The 10,693-nt window shown below is 72.9% G+C and carries 7 protein-coding genes and 1 pseudogene; 4 read left to right on the forward strand and 4 right to left on the reverse strand.

The genetic code is table 11. The features are described 5' to 3' along the window. Positions 1–52 precede the first annotated feature (52 nt). Positions 53–589 carry a SigE family RNA polymerase sigma factor gene (locus K8U61_RS05195; protein WP_308043089.1) on the forward strand — a complete coding sequence of 179 codons (537 nt, stop codon included), beginning with the start codon at positions 53–55 and terminating at the stop codon, positions 587–589. After that, on the forward strand, positions 586–1,788 hold the full coding sequence (locus tag K8U61_RS05200) for a hypothetical protein (RefSeq protein WP_224121898.1): 1,203 nt from the start codon (positions 586–588) through the stop codon (positions 1,786–1,788). Before K8U61_RS05195 ends, K8U61_RS05200 begins: the two co-directional genes overlap by 4 nt. Positions 1,789–1,794: 6 nt before the next feature. Here the strand turns inward: K8U61_RS05200 and K8U61_RS05205 are convergent, their stop codons facing one another. Continuing rightward, entirely contained in the window at positions 1,795–3,636 is a 1,842-nt protein-coding gene (locus tag K8U61_RS05205; RefSeq protein ID WP_224121899.1) for a flavin-containing monooxygenase, read from the reverse strand. Between the two features lie 162 nt (positions 3,637–3,798). Between K8U61_RS05205 and K8U61_RS05210 the strand changes: the two genes are divergently transcribed. After that, positions 3,799–4,998 (forward strand): GAF domain-containing protein, encoded by a 1,200-nt coding sequence (locus tag K8U61_RS05210; protein WP_224121900.1) that lies wholly within the window; start codon positions 3,799–3,801, stop codon positions 4,996–4,998. On the opposite strand, the gene guaB is transcribed toward K8U61_RS05210, so the two are convergent. Both guaB and K8U61_RS05220 read right to left on the reverse strand, forming a co-directional pair. Further along, the gene (gene guaB / locus K8U61_RS05215) at positions 4,983–6,485 is read right to left on the reverse strand and encodes an IMP dehydrogenase (protein ID WP_224121901.1); all 1,503 of its coding nucleotides are present in this window, start codon (positions 6,483–6,485) and stop codon (positions 4,983–4,985) included. The two genes, K8U61_RS05210 and guaB, sit on opposite strands and share 16 nt — an antisense overlap. Before the next feature lie 26 nt (positions 6,486–6,511). Further along, positions 6,512–7,408, reverse strand: a complete 897-nt coding sequence (locus tag K8U61_RS05220) for a GNAT family N-acetyltransferase (RefSeq protein ID WP_224121902.1) — start codon at positions 7,406–7,408, stop codon at positions 6,512–6,514. Between the two features lie 70 nt (positions 7,409–7,478). Between K8U61_RS05220 and K8U61_RS05225 the strand changes: the two genes are divergently transcribed. Further along, entirely contained in the window at positions 7,479–8,954 is a 1,476-nt protein-coding gene (locus K8U61_RS05225; RefSeq protein WP_224121903.1) for a hypothetical protein, read from the forward strand. 90 nt (positions 8,955–9,044) lie between these two features. Here the strand turns inward: K8U61_RS05225 and groL are convergent. After that, positions 9,045–10,601: pseudogene (gene groL, locus K8U61_RS05230) on the reverse strand (chaperonin GroEL); the annotation flags it as partial. Positions 10,602–10,693 lie beyond the last annotated feature (92 nt).

Genomic DNA, 10,693 nt, shown 5'->3' on the forward strand with positions numbered 1-10,693 from the left:
GGGTGGTCCGCGGGTCGGTCTCCGGGTCGGGGCAACCTCCGAGGTGGTCCAGGTGGTCGGGCAGGGTATGGAGGCCCTGACGATCTCGGGAGGCGACGTGGCGGTGGTGGAGTTCGACGACTTCGTCGCCGCCCGCTCGACCGGGCTGCTGCGGACGGCGTACCTGCTCACCCGCGACCACGCCCTGGCCGAGGACCTGCTGCAGACCGCGCTGACGAAGGCGTGGTTCTCGTGGTCGCGGATCCAGGGCGACCCCGAGCCCTACGTGCGCAAGATCCTGGTCAACACGTTCGCGTCCTGGTGGCGGCGCAAGTGGAACGGCGAGCACGCCCACGCCGACGTGCCCGAGCCGGAGCCCCCGGCCTCGTCCGGGGACGACGACCGGCACGACCTCTGGACGGCGATGGGCCGGCTGCCCCGACGGCAGCGCGCGGTGATCGTGCTGCGCTTCGTCGAGGACCTCAGCGAGGCGGAGACCGCCCGGCTGCTGGGCATCTCGCCCGGCACCGTGAAGAGCCAGACCAGCAAGGCGCTCGCGAAGCTGCGGATCGACCCCGCGCTCGCGAGCCGCGAGGAGGACCTCCGATGAGCACGCTCCGCGATCTCCGCACCGTCCTCGTCGAGCGCGCCGACGCCCTCGACGATCCCGACCGCTACATCCGTCCGGTCGCCGTCCGGGCCCGGATCCGCACCGCCCGCCGGCGGCGGACCGGCGTGGTCGCGGTCGCCGTCGCGGCCACGGTGGTCCTGGCCGCTGTCGTCGTGGGAGCGGTCCGCGCCCCGGCCGGGATCCAGCCCGCCGACGTCGCGGGCGTCGAGGTGCCCGGGTCGATCCAGGTGCTCGGATTCCCCTACGACCGCGACCACACCGCGACCCTCGGGAGTGACGACCAGGACCGACTCGGCGAGACCGACCGGGAGCGCGCGGTCGTGCTGGTCGGCAGCGGCCTCGGCGACGGCTCGGCGACCTTGTTCGCCGACAGCGAGGCCGTCGCCCGGGTCCGGTCGGGCAGCCAGACCTCCGTGCCGGTGTCGGTCAACGCCCCCGACGCCGTCCTGCGGATCCGGTACGACGGCACTCCGGTCGGCGCCCGGGCCGGCGTGGCGGTCTACGAGTCGACCGGCGAGCTGGCGGCCGGCGTCAGCGACGGGGAGTCGGTCTTCCGCGAGAGCTATGCCGGCCAGCCCCTGCTGGGCGCGGCCTTCGCCGACGAGGGCGCGCCGAGCGTCGACTTCCAGGCCGACGGCGCGGGCTCGATGCGGTTCGTCACCTCCTGCGACAGCGAGGGGCACTACTACGTCAACGTCGACGTCGACGGGAAGCCGGCGCTGGCGATCGGCTGCAGCGGCACCTGGGCCGACGCCGCCTCCGGCAGCGCCGGCACGCTCGACCACCTGGACCCGGGGACGCACGACGTCCACGTCTACCTCTCGGACGACGGCAAGGACGGCACGCCGATCGCGGTCGACGGCGTCAGGTTCGGCGCCGCCGTCTACGCCGAGGACGACACCGTCGAGTACGCCGGTCGCGCCTGGCGCCTCGTCGCCACCCGCCACCCCGAGGACGGCCGCACGACGGTCGACACCACGGACGGCGACGTGCTGCTCGGGGTCGCCGGGCGTGGCAACCACACGCTCTTCTGGACGGGGCAGCTCAGCAAGGGCCGCTCCCTCTCCCAGATGCGCGGCTACGGCAGCACGCTGGCCGGGGTCCTCGTCGCCGGCGACGTCTACCAGGTGCGCGCCGCCCGGCCCGACGTCGCGATCCGGGTCTACCGGCCGGAGTAGCCGGGGTCAGGCCGTGTGGTGCACCTCCTGGAGCCCGTAGACGGGGGTGTCGATGCCCTCGAACCGAGCCTTGAGCTGCAGGGCCAGGTAGAGCGAGTAGTGGCGGGACTGGTGGAGGTTGCCGCCGTGCATCCAGAGGTGCTCGACGTTCGTCGGCTTCCACATGTTGCGCTGTTCGCCCTCCCAGGGCCCCGGGTCCTTCGTCGTCTCCGACCCCAGGCCCCAGCACTTGCCGAGCCGGTCGGCCGTCTCCTGGTCGATGAGGTCGGCGACCCACCCGTTCATCGAGTTGTAGCCGGTCGCGAAGACCACGACGTCGGCGGGCAGCTCGGTGCCGTCCTCGAGCACCACGGCGTCCTCGGTGAGGTGCGTGACCTGGCCGTGGGCGAGCCGCACCTCGCCGTCGGCGACCAGCTCGGCCGCGCCGACGTCGATGTAGTAGCCCGACCCGCGGCGCAGGTACTTCATGAACAGCCCGGACCCGTCGTCGCCCCAGTCGAGCCAGAAGCCCGACCTCTCGAGCCGGTCGTAGAAGTCCTTGTCCCGCGCGGCCATCGCCTCGTACGCCGGGATCTGGAAGGTGTGCAGGATCCGGTAGGGCAGCGACGCGAAGATCAGGTCGGCCTTCTCGGTCGTGACGCCGGCGGCGAGCGCCCGCTCCGAGTAGAGATCGCCCAGCCCGATGTCCATGAGGCTGTCGCTCTTCACGATGTGCGTCGACGAACGCTGCACCATCGTGACGTCGGCGTCGTTCTCCCACAGCGCCCCGCAGATGTCGAAGGCGGAGTTGTTGCTGCCGATCACGACCGCCCGCTTGCCGCGGTAGGCGTCCGGACCGGGGTGTGCCGAGGAGTGGTGCACGTCGCCGCGGAACGTCTCGATCCCGGGCACGTCGGGCATCCGCGCCTTCCCGCTCATGCCCGTGGCGAAGACCAGCTGCGTCGGCCGCAGCGTCAGGGGGCGTCCCTCCCGCTCGAGCTCGACCGTCCACTCACCGGTCTCGTCCGACCAGGTCGCCGACCGCACCTCGGTGCTCGACCAGTACGGCACCTCCATGACCTTCACGTACGACTCGAGCCAGTCGCCGATCTTGTCCTTGGGCGCGAAGACCGGCCAGTTGTCGGGGAACTTCAGGTAGGGCAGGTGGTCGTACCAGACCGGGTCGTGCAGGCAGAGGGACTTGTAGCGGTTGCGCCACTGGTCCCCCGGCCGCGGGTGCTTGTCGACGACGAGGGTCGGGACGCCGAGCTGGCGCAGCCGCGAGCCGAGGGCGATGCCGCCCTGCCCGCCGCCGACCACGAGGACGTACGGCTGGGTGGTGCTGCCGAGGCTCTCCGCCTCGTCCTGGCGGCGCTCCTTCCAGGTGCGGCGGTGCTTGTCGGCGCCGTGCTCGGCGCCCATCGGCCGATGGGTGCCGCGCGGCTCCTCGTGCCCCTTCAGCTCGTAGAGCGCGGTGAGCAGCGTCCAGGCGCGGTCCTCGCCGTCCTCCTCCACCAGCCGGAGCAGCCCGTTCGCCCGACCGACCGCCGTCTCGAAGCCGATCCACGCGGTGACGACGCCGTCGGCCTCCTCCGGCGCCTCGGTCGTCGCGAAGCCGGTCGCGGCGGTCCCGGCCGCGCGAGAGGTCACCAGGTCGGCGACCTGGTCCCGCCCCTCGACCGTCTTGAGGTTCCAGGTGAAGGCGACGAGGTCGCGCCAGTAGCACTCGGTGGCGAAGAGCGCCGCCACCGCATCGGCGTCGGCGGCGCCCAGGCCGCGCTCGAAGGCCGACAGCCACGCGTCGACCCGGGCCTGCGGACCGGGTGCGGCGGTTGCGGTCCCGGTGTCCGGGTCCAACGTCTGGGTCATCGGGTCCTCCAGGTGCTCGGGGCCACCCGGTCGCGTGGCCGTCGTCACAGCAGACACCGGGCCGCGGGCGGCCGCGAGCGTTGCAGCGCGTTGCAAACCGAGACGGGTCGACCTGTGGCGTGGCTCACACGAGCGACCTATCCTCCGATCAGGAGGAGCGCCATGTCGATCGCCGGTCAGGGCGCGGTCACGCCCGGCACGGACCTGTCCGTGCACGCCCGCGAACTGCGCCGCGTGCACGACGCCGTGCTCTCCGGATCACGCAGCGCCGGTGAGCCACGGGCGGTCGTCGCCCGCTCCTGGCGGCGCGTGCTCGCCGTGGGCCTGGACGCCGACGGGCGCAACGCCCGCGACCCGCTCCCCCTCACCGAGACCCTGCAGCGGCGTGAGGGCTCGCCGATCGCGCTGGTCATCGACGAGCTGCGGCACGTGCTCACCTCGGTCGCCGATGCCTCGACCTTCCTGATGGTCGTCACCGACGCCGACGGCGTGGTCCTGTGGCGCGAGGGATCGTCGCGCGTGCGGCGCCAGGCCGACACGCTCGGTTTCGCCGAGGGCGCACTGTGGACCGAGGAGACCGTCGGCACCAACGCGATCGGCACCGCGCTGGCCGAGGCCGCGCCCGTCGAGCTCTTCTCGGCGGAGCACTTCGAGCAGGCCCAGCACCCGTGGTACTGCAGCGCGTGGCCGATGCACGACCCGCGCACCGGCGAGCTGCTCGGCGTGGTCGACGTGAGCGGGCCGGCGCTGACCCTGCACCCCGCGATCCGGGTGCTCGTCGAGAGCGCGGTCCGGCTGGCGGAGACCCGCCTGGTCGACCTCCACCGCGGCCGGCTCGAGCGGCTGCGGCGTACGGCGGAGCCGCTGCTCGGCGGCGCGGGCGGCCCGCTGCTGGTCGTCGACGACCTCGGCTGGGTGGCGCACAGCTCGGGGGTCGCCCGACGCGACCGGATCCAGGCGCCGCAGCCCGATCTCCCGATGGCCGTGCCCGGGCTGGGGCGGTGCGTGCCGGAGCGGCTGGGCGAGGGCTGGCTCCTCCGACCCGGCCGGACCGTCGACCGGGTCACCGCACGGCTCGACGTTGCGGGTCGGTCGCTCGAGGTCCGCAGCGGGGACGGCACCTGGCGCACGGATCTGAGCGGCCGGCACGTCGAGCTCCTCCGACTCGTCGCCGCTGCCGGCCGCGGCGGGGTGTCCGCCGTCCAGCTCAGCGCCGCCCTCTTCGGCGACGTCGAGCACGTCGTCACCGTGCGGGCGGAGCTGTCCCGGCTGCGCCGGAAGGTCGGCGCCCTCGTCGACCCGCACCCCTACCGGGTGGCCGACGGGGTCGAGCTGACCGTCCTCGATCAGCGACCGGCGTAGTTGGGCGCCTCGACGGTCATCTGCACGCCGTGCGGGTGGCTCTCCTGGAGCGAGGCCTGGGTGATCCGCACGAACCGGCCCTTCTCCTGCAGCTCCGGGACGGTCGCGGCGCCGACGTAGAACATCGACTGGCTCAGCCCGCCGATGAGCTGGTGCGCGACGGCCGCGAGCGGGCCGCGGTAGGCGACCTGGCCCTCGATGCCCTCGGGGACGATCTTGTCGTCGCTCTCGACCTCGGCCTGGAAGTAGCGGTCCTTGGAGTAGGACTTCTTGCCGCGGCTCGACATCGCGCCGAGCGAGCCCATGCCCCGGTAGGACTTGAACTGCTTGCCGTTGACGAAGACGAGGTCGCCCGGCGACTCCTCGCAGCCGGCCAGCAGCGAGCCGATCATGACGGTGTCGGCGCCGGCGACCAGCGCCTTGGCGATCTCGCCGGAGTACTTGAGGCCGCCGTCGGCGATGACCGGGACGCCGGCCGCCTTGCAGGCCAGCGACGCCTCGTAGACCGCGGTGATCTGCGGGACGCCGACGCCGGTGACGACGCGGGTGGTGCAGATCGAGCCCGGCCCGACGCCGACCTTGACCGCGTCGGCGCCCGCGTCGACGAACGACTGGGCGCCCTCCTTGGTCGCGACGTTGCCGCCGACGACCTGGACGTGCTTGGTGGCTGGATCGGTCTTCAGCCGCTGGACCATGTCGAGCAGCATCCGCACGTTGCCGTGGGCGGTGTCGGCGACGAGCACGTCGACGCCCGCCTCGATGAGGGTCGTGGCGCGCTGCCAGGCGTCACCGAAGTAGCCGATCGCCGCGCCGACCATGAGGCGGCCGGCTCCGTCGTACGACGCGTTGGGGAACTGCTCGCCCTTGACGAAGTCCTTGACGGTGATCAGGCCGGTGAGGTGGCCGGCGTCGTCGATCAGCGGGAGCCGCTCGCGCTTGTGCTTGCGCAGCAGGACGGTCGCCTCGTCGCGGGTGATGTCGGAGTGGCCGGTGATGAGCGGCATCGGCGTCATCACCTCGTCGACCTTGGTGGTCGCCCACTCCGCGACCGGGGTGAAGCGCAGGTCGCGGTTGGTGATCATGCCGATCAGCCGGTTGTCGGTGTCGACGACCGGGAAGCCGGAGATGCGGTACTCGCCCGCGAGCTTGTCGAGCTGCTCGAGCGTGGCGTCGGGGTTGATCGTGACCGGGTTGGAGATGATCCCGGTCTGGGTCCGCTTGACGAGGTCGACCTGGTAGGCCTGGTCCTCGATCGAGAGGTTGCGGTGCAGCACGCCGAGGCCGCCCTGGCGGGCCATCGCGATGGCCATCCGCGACTCGGTCACGGTGTCCATGGCCGCGCTGACGAGCGGCACCTTGAGCGAGATCTCGCGGGTCAGCCGCGAGGTCATGTCGATGTCCGCCGGCGCCAGGTCGGAGTGACCCGGCAGCAGGAGGACGTCGTCGTAGGTCAGGCCCAGGCTGGCGAACTTCTCGGGAACCTCCACTCCCCCAGCCTACCGTCGGGGTGGGGCTACTTCCGAAGTGGCTTGAGGTCCCGGACGGGCACCCGGACGGTGAGCGTGTCGGCGGCCATCCGGATCCGGCCACGCAGGCCGGCGGCCATCACCATCGGCAGCACCGCCTGGTTGTCCGAGCGGGTGGTGAGCACGATCTCGGCGGCCCCCATGCTGCTCGCCAGCCGGGCCACGTCGACCAGCAGGCGGGTGCCGATGCCGCGGCGCTGCCAGGCAGGGTCGACGCGCAGCGTGACGGGGCGTACGTCGGGCTCGTCGGCCGCGGGCCGCACGACGGCCAGGCCGACGGAGACGCCGTCGACCATCGCGGAGACCGAGTCGTCGCCCGCGACGTACTCGGGGCTGGTGCCGCCGCCGACGCGGCGGCCGAGGCTGGGGACCATCGCGCTCTCGCGGGAGCGCTCGAGGACGTCGGAGACCAGGTCGGCCATCGCCGCGCCGCGGGCGTGCTCCGTGGCGGTGAACGGCGCAGCCCGGCGGACCTGCATGAGCACGTCGCCGACGGTCATCTCCATGAGGTCGAGCGTGTCGTCGCCGGCCGACTCGGGGTCCGCGTCGGCGTCGAAGAGCCGCGCGACGACCTCGGGGAAGGACGCGGGCTGGGCCAGGATCGAGCGGGCCGCCTGGACGTAGCGCGTCGGCTGGTCGGTCAGCGCGGCCTCGGTGCACGGCCCGGCGCTGACCGAGGTGCCGCCGGAGCGGCCGATGAGGTCCGCGATGTCGGCGACCGCCCAGTCGTCGGGCGTGGCGAGCACCAGCTCGTCGGTGACGGACTCGACTCCCGGGAACACCTGGACGCCGAGGATGTTCACGCCGGCCTCACCGCAGGTCGCGGCCAGCGAGGCGAGTGCTCCCGGGCGATCGGGCAGCGTCGTACGGACCCTCCACAACATGGCCACAGGGTGCTCTCACCGCATTGCGCGATGGCAACTCCCGTGTTTCCGGCGCTTTACGCTGCACCCCGTGACGTTCCTCCGCCGGCATCCGGTCGCCGTCGCCGTGGCCGTCGCGATCCTGGCGCGGCTCCCCGCGCTCACCCGGCCGATCCGCGCCGACGAGGCGGGCTTCCTGCTCGTGGCCCGGGCGTGGGACCCGCAGGCGGACAGCCCGTTCGGGCCCTTCTGGGTCGACCGGCCGCCGCTGCTCATCGCCGTCTTCCGCGGCATCGACTGGCTCGGCGGGGAGACCGCGCTCCGGGTCGTCGGCGCCCTGGTCGCCGGACTGTCGGTGCTGCTCGCCGCTCGCCTGGCGGCCGCGGTCGCGCCGGGGCGTGCCGTGCCGTGGGCCGCCGGTGTCGCCGCGGCGCTGCTCTCCAACCCGATGATCGACGTGGTCGCGGTCAAGGGCGAGCTGCTGGCGGTGCCGGTCGTGCTGGGCAGCATGCTGCTGACGCTCCACGCCGTACGCCGCCGCTCGGCGTGGCTCGCATTGGCGGCCGGCGTCCTCGGGGCGCTGGCCGTCGGGCTGAAGCAGAACCTCGCCAGCGCGCTCGTCTTCGCCGCCGTGCTGCTCGCGGTCGCCGCCCTCACGGGCCGGCTGCCCCGGCGTACGGCGCTCGGGCTGGGCGTCGCGGGCCTGGCCGGAGCGGCGCTCCCCGTGCTCGGCACCGTCGTGTGGGCGCGCGCGGAGAGCGTGCACCTGCATGCGGTCTGGTACGCCGTCTACGGCTTCCGCTCCGACGCCGCCCGGGTGATCGCCGACGGCGCGTCGGCGGCGCCCGAGCGCCGCGCCTGGCTGCTGCTCGCCATTGCGCTGGGCAGCGGCCTGCTCCTGGTGCTCGGAGGACTGGTCGCGAACCTCCCCCGACTCTGGCGCGACGACCCGCCGGTCGTGGCGGCGACCGTCGCCGTCGTCGGCTTCGACGTGGCGGCGCTGGTCGCGGGCGGGAGCTACTGGCAGGACTACCTGACGCCGCTGGTGCCGGGCGCCGTGCTCTGCGTCGCGCTCGTCGCCGGGCGGGCCGACCGGCCGGGCCGGATCATGCGCGGCGTGGTCGTCGCGACCGGAGCGTCCGCGGTCGCGGCGATGGCCTTCTGGCTGGTCTGGAACGCCACGGGCCGGCAGGAGTTCGACGAGGTCCACACCGGCGAGGCGATCGCCGGCGCCGCGGAGCCCGGCGACACGCTCGTGGTCTTCGGGGGCCGCGCCGACCTCCAGGACACCAGCGGCCTCGGCTCGCCGTACCCCTATCTCTGGAGCCTGCCGATGCGCACCCGGGACCCCGGGTACGCCGACCTCACCGACCTCCTCGCCGGCCCGGCTGCGCCGACCTGGCTGGTCGAGTGGGTGTCCTTCGACGCCTGGTCGGACGACGGCGTCGCCGACCTCGAGCAGGTCGTGCAGGAGCGGTACGTCGAGCACGGCACCACCTGCAACGGCCACCCGGTCTACCTCCTGAAGGGCGTCGACCGACCACCCGTGCAACCGAGCTGCGACTGACTGACCCCGAAATGCCGAGTCGGGGGGGGGGGGGCCCGGGGGGGGGGGGGGGGGGGCGGGGCGGGGGGGGGGGGGGGGCCCGGGCGGGGGGACCAGCGTCTCGGTCGTGAGCAGCATGCCCGCGATCGAGGTGGCGTTGACCAGCGCGGAGCGGGTGACCTTGACCGGGTCGAGGACGCCCTGGGCGACGAGGTCGCCGTACTCGCCGGTGGCGGCGTTGTAGCCGTTGCCGACACCGAGCTCGCGCACCTTGGTGGTGACGACGTAGCCGTTCTCGCCGCCGTTCTCGGCGATCCAGCGCAGCGGCTCGTCGGCCGCCTTGCGAACCACGCGGACGCCGATCGCCTCGTCGCCGGTGAGGCCGAGGTCGCCCTCGAGCACCGAGACCGCGTGGACGATGGCGGAGCCGCCGCCGGCGACGATGCCCTCCTCGATCGCGGCGCGCGTCGCGGAGACGGCGTCCTCGATGCGGTGCTTCTTCTCCTTCAGCTCCACCTCGGTGGCGGCGCCGACCTGGATCACACAGACACCGCCGGCGAGCTTGGCGAGGCGCTCCTGGAGCTTCTCGCGGTCCCAGTCGGAGTCGGTCGACTCGATCTCGGCCTTGATCTGGTTGACGCGGCCCTCGACCTCGGCGGCGTCGCCGGCGCCGTCGACGATCGTGGTGTTGTCCTTGGTCACCACGACGCGGCGGGCCTGGCCGAGCACCTCGAGGCCGACCTGGTCGAGCTTGAGGCCGACCTCGGGGGCGACGACCTGACCACCGGTCAGGGTCGCGATGTCCTGCATCATCGCCTTGCGGCGGTCGCCGAAGGCCGGGCTCTTCACCGCGACGGCGTTGAAGGTGCCGCGGATCTTGTTGACGACCAGGGTCGACAGGGCCTCGCCCTCGACGTCCTCGGCGAGGATGAAGAGCGGCTTGCCGGACTGGATGACCTTCTCCAGCAGCGGGAGCAGCTCGGCGACGGCCGAGATCTTGCCCTGGTGGAGCAGGATGTACGGGTCGTCGAGGACGGCCTCCATGCGCTCCGGGTCGCTGACGAAGTACTGGCTGATGTAGCCCTTGTCGAACTGCATGCCCTCGGTGAACTCGAGGTCGGTGCCCATCGAGTTGGACTCCTCGACGGTGATGACGCCGTCCTTGCCGACCTTGTCGAAGGCCTGCGAGAGCAGGTCACCGATGTGGCTGTCGCGGCTCGAGATGGTGGCGACGGAGGCCATGTCCTCGACGGACTCGACCTCGCGGGCGGCCTCCTTGAGGGCGTCGCCGACGGCCTCGGCCGCGGCGTCCATGCCGCGCTTGAGCGCCATCGGGTTGGCGCCGGCCGCGACGGCGCGCAGGCCCTCGTGGACCATCGCCTGGGCGAGCACGGTCGCGGTCGTCGTGCCGTCACCGGCGACGTCGTTGGTCTTGGTCGCGACCTCCTTGGTGAGCTGGGCACCGAGGTTCTCGAACGGGTCGTCCAGCTCGACCTCACGGGCGACGGTCACGCCGTCGTTGGTGATGGTCGGGGCGCCCCACTTCTTGTCGAGCACGACGTAGCGGCCCTTGGGGCCGAGGGTCACCTTGACGGTGTTGGCGAGCGCGTCGACGCCGCGCTCGAGGGCGCGCCGGGCGTTCTCGTCGAACTCCAGGATCTTGGGCATTTCTCTCCCTAACGAAGTCAGGTCGTGAGTCCCAGCGGGCGCGTCAGCGCACCGTGGGACGCACCACCCCGGGGGAATAAGGCAAACACCGG

The sequence above is a fragment of the Nocardioides mangrovi genome, assembly GCF_020073815.1.
GTDB lineage: Bacteria > Actinomycetota > Actinomycetes > Propionibacteriales > Nocardioidaceae > Nocardioides > Nocardioides mangrovi.

Excerpts from the sequence above, each read along its gene's own strand:
- K8U61_RS05210 (WP_224121900.1), top strand. The coding sequence starts at position 3,799 with ATGTCGATCGCCGGTCAGGGCGCGGTCACGCCCGGCACGGACCTGTCC.
- K8U61_RS05220 (WP_224121902.1), bottom strand. The coding sequence starts at position 7,408 with ATGTTGTGGAGGGTCCGTACGACGCTGCCCGATCGCCCGGGAGCACTC.
- K8U61_RS05200 (WP_224121898.1), top strand. The coding sequence starts at position 586 with ATGAGCACGCTCCGCGATCTCCGCACCGTCCTCGTCGAGCGCGCCGAC.
- K8U61_RS05205 (WP_224121899.1), bottom strand. The coding sequence starts at position 3,636 with ATGACCCAGACGTTGGACCCGGACACCGGGACCGCAACCGCCGCACCC.